Here is a 26,327-nt window from a genome sequence, read left to right as displayed (position 1 = left end):
TAACAAAAATCTGGAGGCGTGGCTGGCATGGCTTTAAAAGACTTAACTGATGTGACTTATTACGACCTAAATAACGAGATTAACATTCCGGTGAACGGTCAAATTCAACTCGACAAGGACCAACAAGCCCTCGATGCGTTCATCAATGAAAACGTCAAACCCAATACAATGACGTTTGGTTCGTTGCGGGAACGTTTCGACTACTTATTAGATCATGAATACATCGAACGGGACTTCTTCGAGAAATACGATTTTGCCTTTGTCGAAAAGTTATACGACTACTTACGCGCCCAAAATTTCCACTTCAAGACCTTTATGGCTGCTTACAAATATTATGCGCAATACACCTTACGGACCAATGATAACCAAACCTATTTAGAAAATTTCATTGATCGAGTCGCCATGAATGCCCTTTTCTTTGCCGACGGCGATGAACAATTAGCCATGGATTTAGCTGATGAAATCATCCATCAGCGTTACCAACCGGCCACCCCTAGTTTCCTAAATGCCGGCCGGGCCCGCCGCGGTGAATTAGTCTCCTGTTTTGTCTTATCTTTAACCGATGACATGAACTCGATCGGACGGGGCATTAACTCTGCACTTCAGTTGTCTAGAATTGGTGGCGGCGTTGGCATTAACCTGTCAAACTTACGGGAAGCTGGCGCCTCCATCAAAGGCATCGCCAACGCTGCTTCTGGCGTCGTACCAGTCATGAAGTTGTTGGAGGATTCTTTTTCCTATTCGAATCAATTAGGCCAACGCCAAGGTGCCGGGGTCGCTTATCTATCTGTCTTTCATCCTGACATCATCGGCTTTTTGGGGACGAAGAAAGAAAACGCCGATGAAAAAGTTCGAGTCAAAACGCTCTCATTAGGGGTTACAATTCCTGATAAGTTCTATCAGTTAGTCGCTGATGACGCTGACATGTACCTCTTTTCACCGCAAAGTGTCGAAAAAGAGTACGGCACACCATTTTCTTACGTGGATATCACCAAAGAGTACGATAACTTGGTGGCCAACCCGAACATCAATAAAAAGAAAATTCGCGCCCGAACTTTGGAAACAGAAATCAGTAAGTTACAGCAAGAATCCGGCTACCCATACGTAGTTAACATTGACACGGCTAACATGCATAACCCGATTGATGGCAAAATCATCATGAGTAACTTGTGTTCTGAAATTCTCCAAGTCATGACGCCTTCAACCCTTAACAACAAACAAGAATATGAAGTTTTGGGAAAAGATGTCAGTTGTAACCTTGGTTCCACTAACATCGTTAACTTGATGGCCTCACCTGATTTCGGCCACTCCGTTGAAGCGATGGTCCGCGCCCTCACCTACGTCACAGACCACAGTGATATCGACGTGGTGCCTAGTGTACAATACGGCAACGACCAGAGTCATGCGATTGGTTTGGGTGCCATGGGGTTACATGCTTACTTTGCCAAAAATCATATGCAATATGGTGATGAAGATGCCCTAGATTTCACTAAAGTGTACTTCATGCTACTCAACTACTGGTCTCTAAAAGCCTCCAACAAAATTGCCGCCCAACGTCATCAAACTTTTGGTGGTTTTGAAAAATCAGATTACGCAAATGGCAGTTACTTTGACAAGTACATCAGCGAAGATTGGGGACCAAGCCGCCAAAAAGTTGCCAAGTTGTTTGACGGAATCTTCATCCCAACTAAGGCGGATTGGGCCGCGCTAAAAGAAGCTATCATGACGGACGGCTTGTATCACCAAAACCGCATGGCAATCGCCCCAAATGGTTCCATTTCTTACATCAATGACACGACAGCCAGTCTGAATCCGATCGTAAACCGCATCGAAGAACGTCAGGAAAAGAAAATCGGCAAGATTTATTACCCAGCCCCATATCTGTCTAATGACACGATGCCATATTACAAGTCTGCTTATGACATTGACATGCGAAAAGTCATTGATGTGTACGCGACCGCCCAAGAACACATCGATCAGGGCATGGCCTTAACCTTGTTCATGCGGTCAACCATCCCAGCAGGCCTATACGATTGGAAAGCTGGTCGCACCGATAAAATGACTACTCGAGACCTCAACATTCTTCGTTACTACGCTTGGAAAAAAGGTTGTAAGTCGGTTTACTATGTCCGGACATTCACGGATAATGATGGTGAAGTCGGTGCTAATGAATGTGAAAGTTGCAGTATCTAAAAGTTAATCCAGATTAAGCGACTGCCAGCGAGTAAGGAGAGTTTTTATGGAAAACGGTTATTATAAGGCCATTAACTGGAATCAAGTTTCAGATGAAATTGACAAAGCAACGTGGGAAAAGTTAACGGAACAATTCTGGTTAGACACACGGATCCCCGTTTCTAATGACATGGACGACTGGCGCACCTTAGATGACGATCATAAATGGGTCGTCGGTCACGTCTTTGGTGGCTTAACCTTGTTAGATACGTTGCAGTCTCAAGATGGGATGGCTGCCTTACGTCGTGACGTGCGAACGCCTCACGAGACGGCGGTCTTAAACAACATTCAATTCATGGAATCCGTCCATGCCAAGAGTTATTCCACCATTTTCGAAACATTGAACACGCCTGATGAAATTGATGAAATTTTTGATTGGAGTGACTCAGAAGACCTATTACAAAACAAAGCCAAACGGATCTACACGTTATATCATGACGACGGAAATCCGTTGAAGAAAAAGATTTCCAGTGTCTTCTTGGAAACATTCTTATTCTACTCTGGCTTCTACACACCGTTGTACTACCTAGGCCACAATAAGTTAAACAACGTGGCGGAAATTATTAAATTGATTTTACGGGATGAATCCGTGCACGGTACCTATATCGGCTACAAATTCCAGCTGGCAATGAAAGACCTGACTGACAATCAACAGCAAGAACTCAAGGACTGGATGTATGACTTCTTGTACTATCTTTATGACAATGAAGAAAAGTACACTCACCTTGTCTACGATCGCGTTGGCTGGGCCGACGATGTCTTGAAGTTCATCCGTTACAATGCCAATAAAGCCTTGATGAATTTAGGTCAAGAACCGCTCTTCCCTGAAGGCGCCGAAGATGTAAATCCCGTCGTCATGAATGGTATTTCCACTTCCACCTCTAACCACGACTTCTTCAGTCAAGTCGGTAACGGTTACCGACTCGGCAATGTTGAAGCGATGGACGATAACGACTACAAGATATAAAAACCGCCTCATAAAAAGGCGACCGGCCTGCTCAGTCCAAGAGCAAGCTGGTCGCCTTTTTTAGGTTACAAGGGGTTGGCCACTTAGATCAGTATCGATTTAGATTGGTCTACTTTTGAACTAATTCACTTATTTTTTGAAAGTCATAGTGCCTACCCGCATTTTGACTAATTAAGGTTGGAAGTGAAACTTTACTGTTGTCCCAAACTCGTTTCAATAAAATTCATTATCCTGTTCACTGTGTTGTCTCATCTGTACAAATCATCATGGTATACTAATCCACAGAAGTTTTTAACGGAGGTGTCAACCCATGGCAAAGATCAATTCACTCTGCGTCTTTTGTGGCTCGTTACCCGGGAGTCACCCAGAATATGCCATTCAAGCAGCGCTGTTGGGTGCTTATTTAGCGGACCATCATATCCGCCTGGTTTATGGCGGATCGTCTGATGGTTTAATGGGCACTGTCGCCAATGCAACCATCGATGCCGGCGGACGGGTAACCGGAATTATGCCGCGTTTTCTCAAAAAAATCAGCACTGAAAGTAATAACCTCACCGATTTGGTCGAAGTGAGTACCATGGATGAGCGTAAAGAAAAAATGCTAGAGCTCTCCGACGCATTTATCGTCTTACCCGGTGGTTTCGGCACCTTTGAAGAACTAGGCACCATGTTGTCATGGAGTAAAATTGATATTCATACCAAGCCAATTGCACTCTTTAACATCGATCACTTCTATGATTCTCTATGGCAATGGTTTGTCGACGCAGCAGAGGCGCAGTTCTTACCGATTAGTGATTTGAAACTGATGGTCAATGCCAGCTCCATCGACCAAATTTTCGACTACTTTGCCACGTTTAAACACGTGACAATGATGCCGCACGCGTGATTGCCATGCCATTATTGATTAAATTTATACCGCTGATCTTAATCTTAACCAGCTTCCAAATTTGGTTCACAGCCTACCTAGGGAAGCTCCCAAGCGCAAACGTGTGGCAAAAGATCACGCTTATTTCCGCTAATGTCTATGCTTGGTGTGGGTTGGCCTTAGTCTTTATGCCGGCATTATTTCCGTTATCCTTTAGCCACTTTCATTATGTCTATCACACGATTGGACAAGCGATCGTAATCACCCACCCCTATCAAACGATTGACAGTCAACAAATCTTTAATGTCCTGATGACATTTCCTGCCGGTGTCTATTTACGACTTTTTGGTGTTCGGCGTCTTCGCTTGCGCCAGGTCATCTTGATCGGGTTAGCCCTAGGACTGACGAACGAAGCTGGTCAATTTATCCTCGATCAGCTGGTCAACCTCGGTCGCTCTGTGGCAATTGACGATCTGCTAAATAATGCCTTGGGGTTAGTGCTTGGTTTCTACTCGTTAACGCGACTTCCCACCTTACGTCAACTCTTTCACTTACCGCATTCCCTTACTCAACGAGGTCACCATGATTCAACCAATCAATAAAAACCCTTTAACCTTGTCCCAGATAGCTCCCTCAGCGACCCTTGCTGACCAGCAAGCTGTCATCGACCTAGTCGACACTTTGCGCGCTCACCAAAATGAAGCAGTCGGCATGGCGGCCAATATGATCAGTGTGAATCGGCGAATCATCGCCATCTATCTAGGCCCATTAGTGTTGCCACTGATTAATCCAGTCATCACCCAAAAAACGAGGACTTACACCGCGACCGAGGGCTGTTTGTCTTGGCCAGGTCAACGGCAAACCACCCGCTATCAAACAATTACGGTCGACTACTTAGACGCTCGCTTTAAGTCGCACACCCAGACATTCACTGATTTAGCTGCCCAAATTATTCAGCATGAAGTGGACCATTGTGATGGCATCGAAATTTAAGCTGGTCTGCCGTTTATCCAAAAAGGAGCTCCTGTCATGACGCAACGAGTCACCATTGCTGATATTGCAAAACGAACCGGGCTAGCATCATCGACTGTTTCACGCGCACTGCGGGATAGTCCACGCGTTAAGTTAGCGACTCGCCAGCGCGTGCAGCAAATCGCCAATGAACTAAACTTCCGTCCCAATACGCTGGCCCAAAGCATGCGTAATCAACGCACAAACGCAGTCGGTGTTGTGGTTAGTAACATTTTAAATCCATATTTCACTGAGTTGCTGCGGGGCATTAGCGATGAATTGAGTCGAGTTGGTGATCACTTAATCTTATTCAACACGGATGAACAGGCCATCAAAGAAACTAACGTGTTAAAAACGTTGACCGGGCAAATGGTTGACGGGTTAATCGTCGCTAGTACTGGCGGCATTGACAATTACGAAGACCTCACGGAAACAACCCCTACCGTATTTGTTGACCGCCTCCCCAACACTGCCAGCATTAATCGCTATGACGCCATTTTGACCGATAACCCAACGGCCGCAGCCGGATTAACCCAATGTTTACTAGACAGCGGCGCTCACAGGGTTGGTTTTCTTGGCGGTCAAGTGACTTTTTCGGCTAACGAACGTTTAAACGGTTATCAACAAGCGTTATTAACTAATCAGTTGCCGGCAAAACGCAATTTAGTTCGGTACACAGATTATACGCTAGCGACGACCACCCATGCGGTCCATGAATTACAGCAACAAGCGCACGTCGATAGCTTACTGGTGACGGACACTGTTATTTTGGCACAAGTCTTAACTGCACTGCACGCCATGGCTCAACCAATCACTTTAAAACTGGCCACTTTTGACTACTTGCCGTGGTTTGATTTTTTACAAGTCCCTTTAGTGGCAGCCCAACAGGCCACTTATCAGATGGGTCACGCGGCGGTCACCACACTACTGCAACGGATCGCTCAACCCGACGTACCAATCACGCTGACGCGCTTTCCAGTAACTTATCATCAAAATTTCTAATATATTGACCAAAATAGGGCCCTAGAAAGCGGTGATCAAAACCGCTTTCTAGGGCCCTATTTCGGTCTTCATGAAACTAAGGCCTAGTTTTCATAAATGTCGGCCGTTTTCAAAGACAATCGATTGTCCTCTGGATTTTGTAGGGATTGCTGTTTTCAAGAAAAAGTTCGATCTGCCAGCTAAGCCGATGAGACTGGGATTTAAGCCCCTTTTCCGTTAAACAGGAAAAAACGATTTTTACACAAAATTCGATTGTTGTAAATCCAGCGACCGGTTAAGATACATTTATGTAAGCGTTTACTGAATGCTAATTTCGCCTTATGAAAGGAACACATTATGTTATTAGGCAGTATTGAGGCCGGCGGTACGAAATTTGTCTGCGCAGTCGGCGATGAAAATTATCGGACCAAAGATCAAGTTAGTTTCCCCACCACCACTCCAACAGAAACCTTGCAACACTGCATCGACTACTTTAAATCATTCGACATTCAAGCGCTGGCAATTGCCTCGTTTGGTCCGATTGAATTGCGGCGCCACGATCCAAAATTTGGCTATATCACTAATACACCCAAGCCTGGCTGGGCAGACACTGACTTTGTCGGCACCTTGAAGCAAGCCTTCGATCTACCCATTTATTGGACAACCGATGTGAATGGCTCCGCTTATGGCGAATATGTGATGACCACGCTCACCAATGAACGCATTAACTCGCTGGTCTATTACACCATTGGTACCGGTGTTGGCGCTGGTGCCATCATTAATGGCGACTTTGTTGGCGAGCTTGGGCACCCTGAAATGGGCCATGTCTTGCTTAAACGACATCCGGATGATCTGGATTTTGCCGGCATCTGTCCATTTCACGGCGACTGTCTGGAAGGTCTCGTCGCTGGGCCAACGTTTGAAGCACGCACCGGTCACAAAGGTCAAGATGTGCCCTTGACCGATCCAGTGTGGGACATCATGGCTTACTATGTCGCCCAAGCGGCCATTCAAACGACATTGACGCTACGTCCCGGCAAGATTGTCTTCGGTGGTGGTGTCGTCAGCGAACCCTTCCTCGACAAAGTCCGTACACAATTCGCCGACTTATTAAATGACTATGTTGCCGTTGGTAACCTCCATGATTATCTAACCATGCCAGCCATCAAACACAACGGTTCGGCCACGCTCGGTAACTTTGCTTTAGCGCTACGTGAATATCAAGCTTAACGACTTTGAAGGAGGAAACATCATGTCATCAAACTCAACCCGAACGATTTCAATGTCAAAAGCGATCGGTCTCTTTATCCTGTCATTAGTGATTAACTCGGCCGGCAATGTGCTCACATTGGTCACGACCGCCAAAATTCACCCTTCCTTTTTAGGCTCTGCTTACTGGACCGCCGCCGAAGCTAACTTAGGCCACGCCATTCATTGGAACCTATTCTGGGCCTTTCTCGTCTTTGGCATGCTCATTACTGTGCTCAACGCCATTTTGGTTGGTCACTGGGAATGGCGCCGGGCAGTTGGTAATTTGATCTTTATGGTGCCCTTCTCGGCGTTAATTCAAATCTTTGCTGATTTCTTCAGCGGTAACGATCCGCAATTATTTGCAGGCCTGCCGATGGCTCATGGTCCGTTAATGATCGGTCTATACGTCATCTTAAACTTCTTTGGCGTCGTGTTGATCGCCATCGCGATTTCGATTTATCAACGCGTCAATCTGGTCCTCCATCCGGCCGATGATTTGATGCAGATTTTACGTTTTAAATACTGTCATGGTAACGCTACAGTCGCCATGTGGATGTCTTACATTCCACCGACCTTGATGGCCATCCTCGCCTTTGCGATCACCCGCCAATTTACCAACCTTGGCATCGGCACCTTATTCGCTCTCTTATTCCAAGGTGGATTGACCGGCATCGCCGATCACTTCATTTTTCCTCACTTGACCCACCAAGCCGTTGACGTTGGTGTACCTGACCCAAGTCACGCCACAATTTAACTCGGCTTAAAGCTGAAAGGAAGTCATACTTATGAGTCTCACAGATTATGTTGACGATGTTCAACACATCGGTATCCCCACCACAGATTTAACTCAATCAATCGCCTTTTGGAGCAGCTTGGGATTCACCAAAGTCGGCCAATTCAAAAATGGTGAGGGACAAGTCGCTTTCATGCGGCTCAATCACCTCACCATCGAAACCTGGACGATGGCTGAAACTCCGATGCGGCCTGGCGCCATCAACCACATCTCATTAAACACCACTGATGCAGATAAGACATTCGCTACGGTCAAAGCAGCCGCTTTCAAGTTGATTGATCAACACGTCCAAAGCTTGCCGTTTTGGGAGCATGGGATTAAGTACTTCAATATTGAAGGGCCTAATGGAGAGATCGTGGAATTTTGTGAGATTGTAAAGGGATAAAACAATATGGAATGGCGCTGATCCACATATCTCGTGTTGATCGGCGCCATTCCATATTGTTAATTGCGATTCAGAAACTGCTGTAAAGCTTCCTGCCAACTAATGATCTCAAATTCGGTTGCTTCACTTCATGTCAACGATCAGAACCCCCATCTCGACTTTTCCTTATTACTGACCATTTTCCGCGTACTTCGCTTCCACAGCGGCTTTATCCTTTTGCCACCAATCTTGATGGTTAGAATACCAATCAATGGTATTCTTCAAACCAGCGCGAAAATCGGTGAATTGTGGACGCCAACCAAGTTCTTCGCGTAACTTAGTTGAATCAATGGCGTAACGTAAATCATGCCCAGGACGATCCTTGACTTGATCATAAGCGTCGCTTGGCTGTCCCATCAACTCAAGGATCATCTCTAAGACCGTCTTATTATCCTGTTCGCCATCTGCACCAATCAGATAAGTTTCGCCAATCTGTCCCTTGGTTAAAATCAACCACACTGCGGCGGAATGATCATTCGTATGAATCCAGTCTCGCACATTCTTGCCACTACCATATAACTTCGGCCGTTCGCCACTGAGAATATTAGTGATTTGGCGAGGAATGAATTTTTCAATAAATTGGTAAGGCCCGTAGTTATTGGAACAGTTCGAAATTGTTGCTTGTAAACCAAATGAACGCACCCAGGCGCGAACTAGCAGATCGCTACTAGCTTTTGAGGAAGAATATGGACTTGAGGGTTTGTAACGGGACGTGGGTGTAAATTTCTCACCGACTCCTTCGCCATGACCCGGCAAATCTTCTCGAAGTGGCAAATCACCGTACACTTCATCCGTTGAGATATGGTGGAAACGTTTATTATATTTCCGGGCCGCCTCAATCAATGTGTAAGTGCCAATAATATTGGTTTGAATAAATGGGGATGGATCTTTAAGCGAATTATCGTTATGACTCTCCGCTGCATAATGCACGACCGCATCTGTTCCTTTAACTAACTTATCCACAATAATTGGATCACAAATATCACCGACCACCAGTTCAACACGATCACCTAGTAAATCGGCAATATTCTCCTTATTGCCCGCGTAGGTCAATTTGTCCAGAACCGTGACCTCCGCTTCTGGATGATTGTCATGAACATACCGAACAAAATTAGAACCAATGAACCCGGCACCACCAGTAACTAGAATTTTCACCATAACTCCTTTAATTATAGTATTCCATCTCTTCTATCTTCACTATTCTACACGGTCGTCAAATACCCGCTGCACCTAATAATGCCGATTAACTAAAAAGAAAGAAAACACTATTTCGATGTTTTATAAAAACATGACACCTTCAAAAAAAACACTTTTGAATCAAGTGTTTTTTAAGAACGTCGGTTAATCGTGTTTTAGTTACTAACTTAGCAGTTACACCCGCTTCGTAACCAAATTGATTTTTTGTTATCTAAGCATTTATAAACCAAAGAAAAAACATCCTGTTCCTAAGGCAACGCCTTAAGTAAACCAGGCCACCTACCACGGAAAAGGATAAAGGTTGTCGAAAAGAAATCAAGATTAAAAACATCTTTCACTACAGTGGCTAAATTCATCAATGCCCTTACGTAAATCAATTTACCGTCATCACGTAGATATTCTACTACCATGAGTCAATTAGTCTTTCAAGGACTTCTATTAAGAATAAGGTGATTGATCAATACCAATTTATGATGATTCAAGCATAGTAACTAAGAAAACGTAATTATAGACGATCATTTGTTACTGCTGACGTTCAAAATGATCACGTTCTTCACTTTACCAATGTGCTTTCAAAATTTACAAAGAGCCTGTTTTCATTTCACTTTCAACTTTGTTCATGATGAACTGGAAATTAATTTCTGCGAGCCAGCTGACATATTCTCCTATACAGCTGTGAAAATAGCGGATTCTTAAAAAAGAATAAGCAATAAGTCAAAGTAGCAATGGAAAAACTAATAGAAAAGGAAATTATTTGGCCAAGCAATGTTGCTTTAAATATAATTGTCTCAAACCAGTAAACTAGGCTAAACTCAATCACAAGAATCAAGAAAGGAATGCCAAATTTACCATACTTTGTCAGACTTAAACTCGGTATGATATGCCGAAATACGGACAACGGTTCATACCAAATAACAACGACAATAGTCGACAAAATAGTCCCTAAAATTATTCCTTCTATCCCAAGGTGGAACAATTTTAAAAAACATAATGATAAAAACAAATTTATTATCGCCTCAAATGGAGCTTTCCATTTTTGTGCCCATTGTAAACCAAATGAATCGGCAAACATCCAAGAGGGCGTTCTTATGAGCGTCAACCAAAGATTAAATGATATTAGCCACGTTAGAAAAAACGGAAAAACATTCTTTTCCCCTAACCAAATCCTAACGAACGGAGTAACAAGACCAAAAAAGAAGAAGAAAATAAAAGTCGATAAACTATATATACTGAAACTAATTTCCATAAATATTCTTCTGTTTTCAACTTCTGTACTTTCAACCCCCATCTGACCGATACTTGGCGTAATGGCTTTAGAAATTGTTTGCATAATTTGACTGATAGCGGCCGTTAAGACAGTATAGTTTGAATACATTCCAACAACAACTAGGTTAGTAAACATCGACAAAAGTATATTGTCAGAACTAATCACGACCACGCTGCCAACTTTGTTTGAAACTCCACCAATACCATTTCGCCAAAGAGTGCTCATTTGGTTAGTCGTCACACTCGTTTCAACGCTGTTCAAAACCTCAGCATAATGTCGTTTAACAAATTCTGTGATAACAACATTTGTCAGCACTGTTCCTAAAACCTGAATAACCATATAAACGACAGGATTAGGCACGACTAATAGCTGAATGATTTGAATTAGATCAACCACGATTATAAAAGCCGAGGTAACACCACTGACTATATAACTCTGCTGATCAGCTATTAATAAGGATCTATTATATGTATTCAAATAACCAACTACAGCATTTAATACATAGAGAAAGTAAATTGTATAAACACCAGAAAGGTTAACCCTCGTTCCGATGATGCTTGGAATGAATGGAACAACTGTAACTCCAATTAAAAATACTAAAAGTGCAATAAGCCTGTATACCTTTTTATAAAGTTTCAGTATTCCCTTAACAACAGGAAAATTCTTTTCATGGAAAGGCTGATAAAACAAAAATACAAAAACTGTATCTAAGCCTAAATCCGCTATTGAAATGACAGAAAGTAAGCTAGCATATACACTGTTTAATCCTAAATATTCTCTACCGAGAAATCTAACAAAAAAAATTCTAACAACTAAAGATAAGATCAGTTGAACTGCATATCCGCCAGTAGAATATAAAACATTTCTAAAAGCTCTTTTGGTGTTTGACATTATTCAACCTCGATATCTACTTCTAAAATTTACAGCCGAAACCATACTATTCCATAAAAATTAGCATGAAGTGCACTAATGTTGTAAAACAAATTCAAAATGAACACAAATGTCAATATTAATAACGGAGCATATAAAAACGGACCACTAGTAAATCTAGAAGTCGTGACAGCAGTCAACAAAACGAACAACATAGGGACCAAAACAGCTAACCTCATGCCAAATGAAATAGAAATCAATGAGATAAGAAAGTAAATTTCAAAAATAGTACAAATTCTTTTTAAAGACTCTACTTTTTGTCTGAACAGTGGATTCATTTCCTGCTGTTTTAACATCATCGAGCTCATTGAAATTGCAACTAACCCAAGTGTGAGCGCTAAAAAAAAATGAACAAGTCGTTGGGGAGACAAGTAGTAATCAAAAGTCGTTGATTGATATCCGTTAAGTCGATTAGAGATCATTCTAAGATAGCTATTATTATTTTGAAAGACATTCAATAAAATCAATACCAAACCAAACACAGAGGTTCCTATCAGTGAAACCCATTTGCTGAAAAAATTTTTTTGATTTAGGATGATATATACTATAACGGGAATCACAAGAATCATCACACCTGGATGAATTAAAATTGGAACTATCAACCAAAACAAATGTGAATATCTCGTTGAAGCTGTCTTAGTATCTAAAAAACAAGCATCAACAATGCTAAAGAGAGCTAAAGCACAGGCAAGAGAAAATCGCATACCACTGATTAATTCTAAATAATTCAGCCAAGTTACACTAGATAAAAGAACAAGAATTTTTGCCAATCTTGTAATTTCAAATATCCTAGCAAATTTCCAAACAGTATAAAAAACTGCGGTAAATGTCACACCAGCAACTATAAAGGGTAACGCTTCAACTTGTAACCAACGAGCAACCACGTACATTAGACCAGTAAACAATGGATAGTTCAAATAATCTGGGGCCCACATTTTCAACCAATATTTCAGACCACTTAGTGGAATATTCTGCATACCTTTCACAACAAAAAAGATTCGAGTAGCATCATCAGTGATTAAAGGTTGAAAAAAAAGTGCAGGGTACGCTAATGAAAAACCTCCAATAGCTGAGACCAAAATAGATTCCTTACTGAAGGCCAAAACTAAGACGCTGCCTAAAAAGGAAATTATTGGTGAAAAATAAAAGCTGGAAAAAAGCAATAAAAGTACCGTAAACTTCAAAAGAAACTTAGGGACAGCGTTCTGCGCCTGAACCATCAAAAACCTCCTCATGTTACCTGTAATTGTCTATTTACCGGAAATAAATAAATCTCAGTAAGACATTAATAATAAGGTAGTAAAATGTTTTTAATCTCAAATATAAACTAATTCGTCTAGTTGAACCGGAGAACGAAAAAAGCATTCGCAACAATCGATTAGCATTACTTGCGACTAGTCTTGATCGGACAAATTTGATGTTTAATGAAGAAACCCACAATGCCTGGATAAGCATTCGTTCGTTATTAAGACAAAGTACCTTTTTAGAAACACCCATTTTATTTAATGAATTATTGACTAGCCACAGTGATAGTAATTTGTCACTAAGGTTAGTATACGTGATCGAATGTGTGATGCTGTCCTTACGCTGCACATAGTTATAGACAACTCGATTTAAATATAGAATACTGTGGATATTCTCATTTTCCAATAATTCAAAAACGAATGGCATATCCTCATAGTTCATTTGCCTAAATCTAAGTGTTCGTATCAATGATGTCCTAATGATTTTTGTCGGCAAATAACCTGCAACAGGATCCGTGCCTCCACCAATTATTGCATGTATATAATCCGCTTTACTCAAAGAAATATAAAAGCTATCGTCCTTAAACAGATGTCTATTAAGCTCAGTTCCATCGTCATCAACCTGAGCATAACCAAAAGACAAAATATCCACGGATGTTTGCTCTAAAATCATAAAGATATCTTTTAAATACACGCTGTTTAGAAAATCATCGCCATCATAAAAATAAGTATAAGTTCCATTAACCTGTTTTAGACCAACGTTTCTAGCTGCTGACAATCCCATGTTTTCTTGCGTTACAACCGTAATATTGGAAAACTGATTAGATAGTTGATGACCGATCAGCTCAGTATCGTCTGTCGAGCCATCGTTGATTATAAAAATTTCAACTTTTTCATTATTCAAAAAAAATGACAGGCTTGTTACAGCCTTGGTTAAAAAAAATTCAACATTATATGCAGGAATAATGATCGATAATAATTTACTTTTCATATTTTGATTTTTGTGGATAGTTTGTCTCAAGAAAATCGTTCACCTTGTTAAACGCCTCTTCATTTGCGCATCCATCATCGTTAATAACAACAACCTTTGATTTTTTTTTGATTTTTGGTATCTGTTTTTGAAAATCGCTAAGGGTAAAAAACTGTCCTTTTAAAAAACCAGGAGCAAAATTGCCATTCACATTCCTCAAATACCTTATTGCCCATTCGTTAATATCAGTGAATTCGCGAAAACGATGGTTCCAAGTGCTTGCAAAATTTTCAAAAAAAGTATCATAAGCTTGTTCAAAATCCGCTTTTCTAAAGGGCATTATCAAATGTTGGTTATAAAATCCCAAAAAGCCTCCATACGGTAAGGACAAAAATGTTCGTAGATTTTGAACACCATAATGATAGTTAAAAAACAATCCCAAGTGCTTCTTCATCACTTTTCTCTTAGAGAAATGCTGATTAATCAATGCCACTCCATTAGAAGAAATGTGAAAAAAACCATCAGACATTGGTACCGTTCCCGTCTCAATTAATGAATCAACAGGTAATCCATTCCTAAAGAAATCAGTTCTTTTTGTGCGATTCACGACTAACGTCTCGTCGTTAAAAACGATGAAGAAATCACCCAACTCCTTTATATTACCGATACTCGTTAAAATAACATTAGAATTAAAGGTAGGCAATGCTCCGACGATAAAATCAGAGTGGTCAACAATGATGACTTTTTCTTTATTAATCCACGATGGGACTTGGTGATCAGTAAGAAGAAAAATGCGACCTACCCAACTCATGTTTTTGTCGATAGATCTCAACACATATTTTAAAGTTCCATAATCACGGTATCGGTTACTTGTATTGTTTTCATCATTTAATAACGTTTTTGATTCGTTAAATCGTTGTCTTTTCCTCTTCCAATCTGAATCCTCCCCGTCTACCCATGGGATTACGACGTCAATCTGCTTATCCATCTTTCATTGCCTCGTCAAACACTTCATAATATTTATGTAAAACTTGTTCTAACTCAAACCTTTTAACTAGCGGCTCGATTGCTTGCTGCCTTTGGCTCAAGCTCTTAAGACTTTCAGTGATTTTCATGGCCAAATCGGCCTCTGTAACTTTACTTGGAATCATCACGTCGGACAAGCCGTTCAGGATTTCTTTGCTTCCAACGTTTTCAGTTGCAATAACTGGAGTTCCAAGGATAAGGCTTTCGATTATTGAGGTTGGATAGCTCTCCACTAATGACGTAGAAATAAACATCTGACTATTTTTTACGTACGGCGTCGGATTTTTTTGAAATCCAAGAAAGTATAGTCCTTCAGTCTGACCAAATTGCGATTTCAAATTATTCAATTCTCTTCCATCACCAATAATCGTCAATGAAAGAAGAAAATCATTTTTCCGAGCCTGTAAAAAGCCCTTAATTAATAAATCAACCCTCTTTATTGGGTCCATCCTTCCTACTGTTATTAATCGAATCGTTCCCTTCGTTTTTTCTTTCCATTCCGTAAATTCACTATTCAGTATATTGGCTTGCTTTCGAATGCGTTCTGTATCAATTGGGTTTGGAAGAATTGCTGTAGGCCACAAAAAATCAGAACCAAATCTCCTTTTAAACGATACTTCTCCTCCACGAGACACAAAAATTATTTTTTGAAATTGTTCGTATGCCTTCTTTTGAGCATCCATATTCCTAAAAAAAATATCAGTCCAAGGATTGGAGCTGAGATCCGTATGTACCCAAGCAATTTTAGGTCCATCTAATACGGACGAGATTTCTGTAGCAATTCCTTCCAAATATGCCACGGTCAAGTCTGCTCTACCTAATCGTCTTTGAATTATCATTTTAGCAAGCAAAGGGAAATATTTCAAAGCCTTAAAAAAAGAAGAACGTGCAACCTTGGAAAAAAAGCCCTTCTCCAAAGGAACTATGTTCCTGATTGAGACATCTTCAGGAACCTCATCTAGAAGTTGTCCTTCTTTAGTGTGTAAAACTAATTCAACAGAATAGCTATTTCGATCATAGTTTTTTAAAAAATCAATAAGTGTTTTTTCTGCCCCACCAAATTTTAAATTTTGTATAACAATTCTAATTTTTTTCACTCTGCTTATCCTCGAAAAATAAAAGTGCAACACGTTCATTCATTTCCCAAATGTTAACTACTCTATTACTCATTTCTTACGACTATTTTCTGTAAAGAGTCATTAATTTTTTTGCAGCCACTTTATTATCGTAAAAAAACAATCTTGAAGTAGTTTTTACAATTTGTTCGCTTTTAAAAATTTCTGTTATCCAAAAGCGAAATGAGCCTGATGATATAGGTAAAAAAAGACACTCGTTTGTTAACTTAATTTCGGAAGAAATGTTCTGAGAAAAAATGGATTTCAATCCTGCAGCTTGTGCTTCAATGCCTACAGTTGGCAACCCCTCATATAATGAGGGTAACAAAAATATATCGCTCATGCTTAACAACTGATCAATATCTGTTCTTTCACCTAAAAAGACAATAATATCTTCTAACCCTTTAGCCCTTGAAAGGCTTTCCAATTCGTCCAACAAGCTACCTGTTCCGACAATAAATAATTTAAAGTTATTTTTTTGTCGCTGATTCATTGAATCGACAAGATCAATTAAAAAAGTCTGATTTTTTTGTTTCTCCAGCCTTCCAATGTTAATCCCAACAACAGTGTTTTCCTCAATGCCCATCTTTTCTCTGTTGCTTTTGCGATACCGTTTGGCATCTACGAATTTAGCTAAATCAATACCATTAGGAACAATTAAAAATTGCTTACCTAGGAACAAGCTGTTCCCTGCGTCTTCACTGACCGCTACTAGATCCGTTGCAGTTGTAATAAGTAATTTCTTTAGAAAAAAAGCTAATAGTAAATGTGTCCGTGTGAAACCCTTTCCATCTGACGTTGCATGACTGACCGCAACTCTCGTCTTGATCCCACAAATAAGGGCTAGAAGTAAATTAATACCACCACCAAAATAAATCTCATTTTCTACTGCAAAAAAGTTTTTAGTCCGAAGCAGTCTAAAAAGTTCCTGAATATATTTGAAAAAATGCCGATTTGGGTCCGGTAAAACAAAAATTTTGCCACCCATTTTCTTGATTTCATCATTATACGGAGTGACGTCCTTGTACGTATCATATATGACGAAATCAAACACAAATTCGGACAAATCAACAGTTCTAAAAATATTCATCATGAAAGATTCGGCCCCACCTAAACCCATCCTTCCTTGAAAATGAAGAATTCTTTTGACCATCAGATTTTCCTTTCGATTTGAGAAATTAAATACTTGGTAAAGTAATAACTTGCCTTCAAATAACCAAATCCTAAAAAATTATAAAAAATCTGAAAAGTCCATTTTGCGGCCTTTACTTTATTTGAAGTTTTTGACTGGTGCACCAAGTAATCAGCTAGCGGATCTGTAGAAAAACGAAAAAAAGTCAGATTATGGTCCCGTGCTAAACTAAGCCACAGCGCATAATCTTCGTGATCAATTTTCGGAAAATTTATCCATTTTTTTAGGACAACTTTTGTATCTAAAATGACCGTGAGCATTCCAATAGGATTTCCACTCAACAAATCATTGAATTTATACTTCGAATGTTTTGAAGTAACAATTGCGGTTGGCCGACCATTACGTATCTTACGATACGTTCCAAAGGAGGCCGAAACTTCATTTTTTTCCATGAAATAAAGTTGATTTTCTAATTTTTTTTTATCCCAGCGATCATCACTATCTAAAAAAGCGATGTAGCGTCCCAAACTATTTTTGACGCCAATATTTCTAGAATTAGAAATTCCCAAGTTGCGTTGTAAATTAACTACTTTCACACGCTCATTGACTGCATATCTACTCAATAACATTGCCGTATCATCAGTTGACCCATCATTTACAACAATTAATTCAAGATTAGAATAACTTTGCTGTAGAACAGAATCAATAGACTGATTAACTGTATCAGCAGCATTGTACACCGGCATAATAACAGAAACCAAATCTATCATTATTAATTCACACCAATTCCCTTCGAAAATTCATCTGGCGCCGTCTCCAGTTAATATGACTCTTAAAGTTCCAAACATAATGTGAAAGTCCATTCGATAACTCACATGCTCGATATAGTAATTATCAAGTTCAGCTTTTTTCTTAGGAGTTAGCTCGTATCCTCCGTGAATTTGCGCATAACCACTTAATCCAGGCAAAACTCGAAGTCGTTGTTCAAACCCAGGACACTCATCACTAAATTTATGAGTCATTAAAGGTCGTTCAGGTCTCGGCCCGATGAAACTCATTTCACCCTTAAGTACATTCCAAATTTGTGGTAATTCATCAATACGCGTCTTCCGAATGAACTTTCCTACAGCAGTGACACGCGGGTCATTTTTCTGGGCCCACATAGCACCAGATTTCGATTCTGCATCATTACTCATTGATCTAAGTTTAGTGATTTTAATAACCTTTCCCATATATCCGACCCTTTTTTGGGAGTAAAATACGCCCCCCTTGGATGTAAGCCCGACTAATAAACCAAAGAGAAATACAATGGGCAGAGCAAACAAGCCAAGGATAAGTGCAAAAACAAAATCAAATATCCGCTTTACACGAACGTATTCACCACTAACTGGTGAACCAATTTTTTCAACAAAAAGCAAATCATAAGTGCCATCATTTCTTTCGATAACATGTGTTACTTCCATAGTCTCTCCTCCACATCAATTGAGATTAATATATTGCCAATACCTCGTTAATCCTTCTGAAACAGAAATTTTGGGCATGTATCCTAATTCTTTCAGCTTATCAACACTAGCCACTGATACTTTTATATCTCCTGTCCTAGCATCCTGCATTGAGACATTAATATCCGTCTGTGCAATCTTCTGATATGTTCTCACTATTTGATTTAAAGAAGTTTCATGACCAGTTGCAATATTAAAAACATCACCTTTAACATTGCTCCCAAAAGTTAGTAATTCAAGCGCATCTAAAACATCACTTATATATACAAAGTCACGAGATTGCTCACCATCACCGAAAATCTTGAACTCGGTACCTTTTTGTAGCGCCTCAGTCAGGATAGAAATTACGCCCGAATATGGTGACTTAGGATTTTGCCGTGGACCATAAACGTTAAAAAATCGAACTGTGACAAAGTTCAACTTGTACAAATTTGCATATGTAACCAAATAGCGTTCAGTGGCAAATTCGTCAATTGCGTATGGCGTAATTGGAGAAACTTTAGAGATCTCTCGTTTCGGTAACTCTTGTTCATTACCATAAACAGCCGCTGACGAGGAAAAAAGAACCTTTTTAGGCTTCAAACCATTAGTTCGTATTGCCTCTAGTATGTATATGTTAGCCTCTTGATTAACTTCATGTGTATAAAGTGGGCGCTCAATCGAATCAGCAACGCTGGCCACGGCCGCCAACAAGAAAATATACTCAAAATCATTATCGACAAGTAATTTTTCCATAAAGCCATGATCAATAATTGAATGTTCATAAAAAGTAACTTGTTTAGAGTCTGGAATGTTTTCTTTAAGACCCATTGAAAGATCATCGACAATGGTAATTTGATGCCCTTCACCAATTAATCGTTCAGCTAAGTTAGAACCAATGAAACCGGCTCCCCCTGTAATTAAAACTTTACTCATTTTTATGTGTTCTCCTTCAGCACTATAACTATCAAAAGTTAACTAGACTTAAGTATAAGCCAGAAGTCCTTAATTATGGGCATTGTTACAATATTGAAATGAATTCATCATCATACTACTCTATTTGTCTAATCAAATATTCGCAAGCTTAAATAATGTGAATAACTTTTATCTTAAAGCAGTGAATAGCTAAAATAAACTTACATTGCTATTTCACAGCGTTTTGAAATCGTATACATTCAAGACTGCCAATTTAAGTCTCGTTAAGAAAAAAACTTACTGCTAGTTTCTTAGCAAAAAGAAACCGGTAGTAAGTTTTACAAAAACATTTCATTTGAGTAGAGCCATTCTATTTCCGCCTAAAGATCAGCACCCGCTTCTCGCCATTATTTCGCTTTGCATTTACCACGGCCGTAATCTGCATCATGGTAAAGACCAGCGAACTGCGCCGTCGATAAGCGATGTACTTTCCGTGCCAGGAGGTGACGTACTTTTCTTTATAATTACGCAACCCTTGGAATCCATAGAACCGGTAGCCGTATTCATAGATCAAGTGGGCGATGCGTTCTTCAATGAAGCTAAAACGCGACACGCCGACATTAGCTAACGGGGTCATCCCCATATTAAAGTCCTTAAACCCTTGGGCGGCGTTTAACTGTAATAGGTGAATGAACATGACATCCATTGTGCCAGATGGCGCGTCTTTGCCGTAGCGCATCAAGTCGATCGAGGCAACATCGGTATGAGTGGGCATATTCGTTGTAAAGGCGATAATGTGCCCATCTTGATTACGCATGACGTAGATTGACGCCTGGTTGAGATAGTAGTCATCAAAGAAGCCCAAGGAGAAGCCACTCTCGTTTTGACCGTCAAGCCATGCATTGGAGATCTCACGCAATTCAGCCAATGTTTGCTCACTAAATGGCGGCTGTAGTTCCTCAAAGGTAATCCCGTCGCGATCGAATTTACTCATCAGGTTGCGATCAGTTTTACGTTTTTTACCATCCATACTAAACGATGGCAAATCAACGAAGCCTTCTTCACCAAATTTGAAGAAGTCGTACCCTTTTTCATGGAGGCTCATCGTCATGTCTTCATCGATCTCGTAAAAGACAATCGAATATCCTTCTTTATCAGCGACATCCAAAAAGTCATCAATCGCGGCATCGCGATAAGCTGGATCCCCGACCGGCTCGCCCATCACAATCAAGCGATCGGCCTTTTTTTGGTACATGAAGAACACTTTATCTTCGCCATCCACTTGATAGAAGTACAACAACTTATCCTTGAGATAGGCTAGATGACTAACTTCATTGCCACCATACGTTTGAATGACGTGATCAACACGACTAGCATCAAACGGGGTTGTGAAGATCGACGATTTACCGTTGTGCAGATACCAATACACGACCACCAGAATCACCATCGCAATGGCAATCGCCGTTAAACCGCTAAACCAAACGCGTTCTGTGGGAAACAAAGCCGCGCGTGGAACATGATGGAGTCGTTGATAATTGGGGGTGTTATATACCCCGACAACAATGTACGTGATAAAGATCCCGACAAAGCTGAGTCCATCGACTAAGATGGCGCCCCAAGAATATTCGAAATGTTCGCGATAAAATTCCTTATGCGACAGCCACAAAGCAAACAGCACGGCCACTAAAAAGACCGAAATTTTAATGGAAGGATCCTTCCACAAAGTATTGAGGGTCGCCATAATCAGCACAATTGTGGTTGGCCAAAATGCCCGTTTGACCCGCGAATTGACCCCTCGTGCTAAGCCAATTAGGAGAAAACCCATGATGATATTAGTCGCTTGATTGGCAAAGTAGACGACGTAGCCATAAAAGGCCCCATAAATCTTGTTATATTCCTGCAGATGGGGAAAGGTCGAAACTAAGATAATCATCACGCCTGAGAACCACAGAAATAGGGTTAAGAAAACGTGCGCCACTCGACGGAAAAGCTGCAGTGGTAGACCCTCAAACGCCTTATTAAAGCGGCTTCCAGCATCGTTAACAAAGAATACGACCCCGACCAAAAATGGCAAGATGTAGTAAAAAATCCGGTATAACAGCAGCCACACGAGCGCATCAGCTTTACCGACCCCGATAAAACCCAGACCGGTAATCATGAAGGTGTCAAAAGACCCGATTCCACCAGGAATCATCGACACAACCCCAGCCACTGAGGCCACCGCAAACATTGGCACCACAGCGGCCAAATCAACCTTAATGCCCATTAAATAGCCAATAAAGATAAAGAACAAGGTGCAGCTCAACCACTCAAAGCTCGATCCAGTCATTAACGAAAGTTGGCGGCGCCATGTTAGATCATTGAAGAATTCAGAGTCGGTAAACCGGGTGGTCAATAAGACGACTGGAAAGTACAGCGCTCCACCGACGAGCCAAATCCAATAACGAGCAAAGATGGTCCCGATGCCCAGGACAAACACTTGAAAGAGGGCAATCCAGCAGACCAGTGACAATCCGGTCAATAAAAAGAGCGCAATTTTGGAAATTGCAAAGAGAATTTCTTTGCGTGTTGCCCCTTTACTATAGAAGTTGGCTCGCAGACTGGCCCCTAGTAGTCCACCGAAGCCAGCGATGTTCGTGAAAGTGTTAACGGTCCAGCCAGAGCGAATCACATAGCCCCGTTTAAACGTCCCGGGGAGAAATTTCACAATATTAAAATCGTAATTTAACATCGGCGTGACCGCAATAAAGCCGACCACTAGCATCACGAATAAGCTAGTCATCGATTGATTAGCAAAGATCGCGGCCACTTGTGCACCACTAATCTGCTGCAGATCACGGCCAATCTCGTGAACAACATACAGCAACACCGAAAAAACAAAAAGTAATCGTAAAAGCATCATGTGGCGATTAATGGCCGCCCACGCGTTACGCAAAATTTGCATCTGGTTTCTCTCTCCCCGTCATTGGACAAGTTGTCCCAGTAAAATGTTGATTTTAGTGTACCATGTTCCATGCTAACGGTTGAGCTCTGGCCCTCCTGATTTTAGATAAACATCATAAGTTAGCCAACTTTTCATATAAAAACAGCTGTCAAAGACAGCTGTTTTTATTTAGACTATTCTGGCCTAATCACAAAATCACATTCATGATCCATCGTCGCGTCAATATGATACGGTGCTGCAACATCTGCGCCCCAACTGTCGATGCCACCAACACCACGAACAGCGCCGAATAGACTCAGCACGGTACGTCGTGGAATTGGCAACTCTTCAATGTGTGTCGCATTTTCTAACTCGAATGGCGTGTATGGTAAACAACTAAAGGCAAATGTTGGCGTGCCCACTATAGCGAGTGAAAACGGAGCTGCATCAGGGTCTGCGTTATTTAACGTTTGTCGGCGGGTCACGGTCAGTTGCTTGGTATCCATGTGCATCCCCATTTCTTGCGGGACCAAGTAAGGCGTCACGGGTAGGCCATCCACATGGTAGGTTCCAGTTGTGCCGCCAGCCATACGGTCCGGATAGGTTTCTCCAGATAACCCAGTGTAGTCAAAACTACTGGCAACAGTGGGCATCGTTAACCGCAAGCCAAACACGGGTAATTCAGGCAACTCAGACTGACCGCCAAAGTGTTCGTGAATCGCTAATGTGCCATCTGCGCGAACTGTGTACGCAATAGCTACCGTCGTACTGGGCACGGTCGTCGTTTGGTAGGTGAAGGTTACGATCACTGATGACGCCATTTCGTGATTCGAAAACCGATTATTTTCTGGCGCTAACGGTAAGCCCAGATCAACGCCATCAACTTGAACGTTAATCGCCACACATGGTGAGAACAAATCAGCGCCCAACCACATAGCGGACCGTTCGGAAAAATGGTTGCCGCGATCATTGTCCGTGGTAGCGCGCCAAAAAGCCGGCCGAGCCACCCGATACAGCCATTCTTTGCCGTCAATGGCTAGTGATTCTAATCCCCCACGATCATAACTAAAACCATAGTAAACATGCGGGCCATGCACGCCTAACACCCCATCGCCGTAAATTACACGTAGGTTATCTGTCGTATTTGCCATAGTAGTAGGCCACCTCCTGTAAAGCTGGTTTTGGTGTCCGATCTGCGAACATCACCCCGTCACCAGAAAATTCATAATCCGAGTGGCGATCGTCAAAATCCCCACCATATCGCAGAACTGGTTGACCGGTAACTTCATCATTGACCCACAAAGCCTGATCGATAAAGTCCCAGATGAACCCGCCAGCATAACTAGGGAACTCATCAAATAAGGCCATGTAATCACCAAGACCGCCGAGCGAGTTGCCCATATCATGCATATACTCGCAATCTAAGAACGGTTTGGTGGGTGATTCCATCAAGTATTGGCGAATTTCAGTTGGAGCGGCATACATGCGACTTTCCACATCAGAAATCTGTTCTTCATACGCGGGATTTCGAATGACCCCTTCATAATGGGTTAACCGACTGGGATCAACCGACTTATAATAGGCGTTCATAGCGGCAATATCCTCGCCAGCATAGGATTCATTACCTAATGACCAGAATAAAATTGCCGGGTGATTTTTAAACGTTTCATAGTTGTTAACAGCGCGGTCTAGCACCGCAGCCCGCCATTGTGGCAATGATCCTGGCACATTGACAGATGGTTCAACAGCACCGAGTTTCTGCCAAGTCCCGTGTGTTTCTAGATTATTTTCCGCCATCATGTAAATACCGGCTTGGTCACACAAATAATACCAGGGAATCTGATCGGGATAATGACATGTTCGCACCGCATTGATGTGTGCCTGAGCGAAGGTTTTTAAGTCGGCTTGCATATCAGCCATTGAGATCACCCGTCCGTGATCGGCACTCCACTCGTGGCGGTTGACACCATTTAAAATTAACCGCTGACCGTTAAGTAAAATCACGTTATCTTTAATTTCAATGCGACGAAAACCGACACTTGCTGGTACTGCCTCAACCACGTGACCGGTGACGTCTATGATGGTTAAGACGAGCTGATACAGGTATGGATCATGATGATCCCAACGATGGACTTGCGGCAATGTCAAGCGATCAAAGGTCACTGTCGCATCGGTTGTCTTAACTGCCTGTTGTTGAGTGGCAATCGTTGCCCCAGTAGCATCGAGCAAGCGCAATTCGATATGTTGACCAACTTGTCGTTCACCACTTAAAGCAGCTTTAACCGTTAACAAGCCTGTTTCAAAGTCATCGCTGAGTGTCGGTTTAAGCGTCAAATCTTCTAAATGAATTTTTGGCCGGCTAACTAACTGAACACTGCGAAAGATCCCCGAAAATCGAAACATATCTTGATCTTCTAAAAATGAGGCCGTACTCAGCTTGAACACGGCAACGGCTAGCAGGTTATCGCGTGATTTAACATACGGCGTTAAATCAAATTCCGATCGGGAAAAACTATCTTCCGCATAACCGATAAAATGACCATTGAGCCACACATACATCGCCGTTTGCACACCATCGAACTGAACAGCAATGCGCTGATGAGCCCACTGCTGCGGTAAATCAAAGTGCGTCACGTAAGCGCCCATTGAATTGTCAGGGGCTTGACTGAACATCCCAGCCTCCACATTTTGCCCCAACGTATAAGCTGCCCGGCGATATTCTTTACCTTCCCACGGATATAGCGTGTTGATGTACTGAATTTGCGCGTCATTGTGCAATTCGATATGCCCTGGGACGGTGATCGTGGTGAAATTGCGACGATCATCCTCCGGTTGGAAAAAGTGTTGTGGGCGCGCTTGCGGATTAGGTGCAAACTTAAAATCCCATTCCCCATCCAGTGACTGTGTTAACGAACTAGTCTCAGCTTTCATTTCTTGCTCATTAATATAGAAGAAATGATCACTATGTGCTGGCAATGTCCCGACCCGAAAAACCTGCGGATCATCCAACCAGCTAAGTTGTGGTTCCATCTGTTAACCTCCATGATTCTTGCGTTGACAGTTTTAGAAAGCGGTTACATTTATATGGTACCGCAAGTCACTACAAACTGCAGGGGTGATGCACAAGATGAGTCAAGTGGCTCATCATCAATTGCTAAACGGCGCCGGGTCATTAAACCAAACCGCTATGGTTACCAAACAGGAACACTGTCGAGCTCCAAAGACCTGAGGCTTGTGCTTAACCCGTAATCACCAATTGGCAAAAGACGCCAACTGGTGGTCACTGGTTAATGCTCAGCCTCAAACCGGCCTTTTCCGCTCTGAATATAAAAAAACACCCCACCAGATTCCCTTAACTGGTGAAGTGCCGTAACAGGTAGTTGATGACACCATGAAAACGGTAATTTTCATGAAACATATTGTTTTAAATACGATCACTAATCACCCCGGAAGGATGATTCTCGAGCGCATTCCGCGCGATTTATCGAACCTTTTCTACAAAAAGTTGTCCAAAAAACACTCACAACATGAAGCAATGGCCCAGCCGTAAAGATCGGCCATCTCCTGGGAATTTTTGGGTCATCAACTGCGATCCCTGTTACA

Annotated in this window: 22 protein-coding genes; 9 read left to right on the top strand and 13 right to left on the bottom strand. The window is 41.6% G+C overall.

The genetic code is table 11. The features are described from left to right. Positions 1–27: 27 nt before the first annotated feature. The 9 genes from nrdE (at position 28) to ACKTR2_RS05330 (ending at position 8,485) form a co-directional block, all read left to right on the top strand. The gene (gene nrdE, locus ACKTR2_RS05370) at positions 28–2,193 is read left to right on the top strand and encodes a class 1b ribonucleoside-diphosphate reductase subunit alpha (protein ID WP_407883262.1); all 2,166 of its coding nucleotides are present in this window, start codon (positions 28–30) and stop codon (positions 2,191–2,193) included. 46 nt (positions 2,194–2,239) lie between these two features. Next, on the top strand, positions 2,240–3,199 hold the full coding sequence (gene nrdF, locus ACKTR2_RS05365) for a class 1b ribonucleoside-diphosphate reductase subunit beta (protein ID WP_407883260.1): 960 nt from the start codon (positions 2,240–2,242) through the stop codon (positions 3,197–3,199). A gap of 310 nt (positions 3,200–3,509) precedes the next feature. After that, complete coding sequence (locus ACKTR2_RS05360) at positions 3,510–4,085, top strand: LOG family protein (protein ID WP_407883258.1); 576 nt, start codon at positions 3,510–3,512, stop codon at positions 4,083–4,085. A 5-nt stretch (positions 4,086–4,090) separates the two neighbouring features. Further along, positions 4,091–4,666 carry a VanZ family protein gene (locus tag ACKTR2_RS05355; protein WP_407883256.1) on the top strand — a complete coding sequence of 192 codons (576 nt, stop codon included), beginning with the start codon at positions 4,091–4,093 and terminating at the stop codon, positions 4,664–4,666. Continuing rightward, a complete protein-coding gene (locus ACKTR2_RS05350) occupies positions 4,647–5,057 on the top strand; it encodes a peptide deformylase (RefSeq protein WP_407883254.1) in 411 nt (136 codons plus the stop codon). The genes ACKTR2_RS05355 and ACKTR2_RS05350 overlap by 20 nt, the downstream gene beginning before the upstream one ends. Positions 5,058–5,093: 36 nt before the next feature. Then, entirely contained in the window at positions 5,094–6,077 is a 984-nt protein-coding gene (locus tag ACKTR2_RS05345) for a LacI family DNA-binding transcriptional regulator (protein ID WP_407883252.1), read from the top strand. Between the two features lie 336 nt (positions 6,078–6,413). Then, a complete protein-coding gene (gene scrK, locus ACKTR2_RS05340; RefSeq protein ID WP_407883250.1) occupies positions 6,414–7,286 on the top strand; it encodes a fructokinase ScrK in 873 nt (290 codons plus the stop codon). Positions 7,287–7,308: 22 nt separating this feature from the next. Beyond that, a complete protein-coding gene (locus ACKTR2_RS05335; protein ID WP_407883248.1) occupies positions 7,309–8,061 on the top strand; it encodes a fructose permease in 753 nt (250 codons plus the stop codon). A 31-nt stretch (positions 8,062–8,092) separates the two neighbouring features. After that, complete coding sequence (locus ACKTR2_RS05330) at positions 8,093–8,485, top strand: VOC family protein (protein ID WP_407883246.1); 393 nt, start codon at positions 8,093–8,095, stop codon at positions 8,483–8,485. A gap of 168 nt (positions 8,486–8,653) precedes the next feature. Here the strand turns inward: ACKTR2_RS05330 and rfbB are convergent, their stop codons facing one another. The 13 genes from rfbB to ACKTR2_RS05265 form a co-directional block, all read right to left on the bottom strand. Then, on the bottom strand, positions 8,654–9,682 hold the full coding sequence (gene rfbB, locus ACKTR2_RS05325; RefSeq protein ID WP_407883244.1) for a dTDP-glucose 4,6-dehydratase: 1,029 nt from the start codon (positions 9,680–9,682) through the stop codon (positions 8,654–8,656). Positions 9,683–10,355: 673 nt separating this feature from the next. Next, positions 10,356–11,879, bottom strand: a complete 1,524-nt coding sequence (locus ACKTR2_RS05320; RefSeq protein ID WP_407883243.1) for a lipopolysaccharide biosynthesis protein — start codon at positions 11,877–11,879, stop codon at positions 10,356–10,358. Between the two features lie 29 nt (positions 11,880–11,908). Next, positions 11,909–13,138: a hypothetical protein gene (locus ACKTR2_RS05315; RefSeq protein WP_407883241.1), complete on the bottom strand. Its 1,230-nt coding sequence runs from the start codon at positions 13,136–13,138 to the stop codon at positions 11,909–11,911. A gap of 34 nt (positions 13,139–13,172) precedes the next feature. Then, the gene (locus ACKTR2_RS05310) at positions 13,173–14,183 is read right to left on the bottom strand and encodes a glycosyltransferase family 2 protein (protein ID WP_407883239.1); all 1,011 of its coding nucleotides are present in this window, start codon (positions 14,181–14,183) and stop codon (positions 13,173–13,175) included. Further along, positions 14,143–15,120 (bottom strand): Stealth CR1 domain-containing protein, encoded by a 978-nt coding sequence (locus ACKTR2_RS05305; protein ID WP_407883237.1) that lies wholly within the window; start codon positions 15,118–15,120, stop codon positions 14,143–14,145. The genes ACKTR2_RS05310 and ACKTR2_RS05305 overlap by 41 nt, the downstream gene beginning before the upstream one ends. Further along, positions 15,113–16,255 carry a glycosyltransferase gene (locus ACKTR2_RS05300; RefSeq protein WP_407883235.1) on the bottom strand — a complete coding sequence of 381 codons (1,143 nt, stop codon included), beginning with the start codon at positions 16,253–16,255 and terminating at the stop codon, positions 15,113–15,115. The genes ACKTR2_RS05305 and ACKTR2_RS05300 overlap by 8 nt, the downstream gene beginning before the upstream one ends. An 82-nt stretch (positions 16,256–16,337) precedes the next feature. Continuing rightward, positions 16,338–17,426: a glycosyltransferase gene (locus tag ACKTR2_RS05295; RefSeq protein ID WP_407883233.1), complete on the bottom strand. Its 1,089-nt coding sequence runs from the start codon at positions 17,424–17,426 to the stop codon at positions 16,338–16,340. After that, positions 17,426–18,175, bottom strand: a complete 750-nt coding sequence (locus ACKTR2_RS05290; protein ID WP_407883231.1) for a glycosyltransferase family 2 protein — start codon at positions 18,173–18,175, stop codon at positions 17,426–17,428. The genes ACKTR2_RS05295 and ACKTR2_RS05290 overlap by 1 nt, the downstream gene beginning before the upstream one ends. Positions 18,176–18,205: 30 nt before the next feature. Beyond that, positions 18,206–18,868, bottom strand: coding sequence for a sugar transferase (locus tag ACKTR2_RS05285; RefSeq protein WP_407883229.1), 663 nt, complete (start codon positions 18,866–18,868; stop codon positions 18,206–18,208). A gap of 15 nt (positions 18,869–18,883) precedes the next feature. Continuing rightward, complete coding sequence (locus ACKTR2_RS05280) at positions 18,884–19,822, bottom strand: NAD-dependent epimerase/dehydratase family protein (RefSeq protein WP_407883227.1); 939 nt, start codon at positions 19,820–19,822, stop codon at positions 18,884–18,886. A gap of 349 nt (positions 19,823–20,171) precedes the next feature. Then, on the bottom strand, positions 20,172–22,745 hold the full coding sequence (gene mprF, locus ACKTR2_RS05275; RefSeq protein WP_407883225.1) for a bifunctional lysylphosphatidylglycerol flippase/synthetase MprF: 2,574 nt from the start codon (positions 22,743–22,745) through the stop codon (positions 20,172–20,174). A gap of 173 nt (positions 22,746–22,918) precedes the next feature. Beyond that, on the bottom strand, positions 22,919–23,875 hold the full coding sequence (locus ACKTR2_RS05270) for a beta-galactosidase small subunit (RefSeq protein WP_407883223.1): 957 nt from the start codon (positions 23,873–23,875) through the stop codon (positions 22,919–22,921). Next, on the bottom strand, positions 23,856–25,754 hold the full coding sequence (locus tag ACKTR2_RS05265) for a glycoside hydrolase family 2 TIM barrel-domain containing protein (RefSeq protein ID WP_407883221.1): 1,899 nt from the start codon (positions 25,752–25,754) through the stop codon (positions 23,856–23,858). Before ACKTR2_RS05265 ends, ACKTR2_RS05270 begins: the two co-directional genes overlap by 20 nt. Positions 25,755–26,327 lie beyond the last annotated feature (573 nt).

Origin of the sequence: Furfurilactobacillus curtus, assembly GCF_045862785.1 — a bacterium.
In the GTDB taxonomy this organism is placed as follows: domain Bacteria; phylum Bacillota; class Bacilli; order Lactobacillales; family Lactobacillaceae; genus Furfurilactobacillus; species Furfurilactobacillus curtus.
The sequence above is the reverse complement of the archived record's forward strand: the minus strand, read 5'-3'. Positions and strand labels throughout refer to the sequence as shown.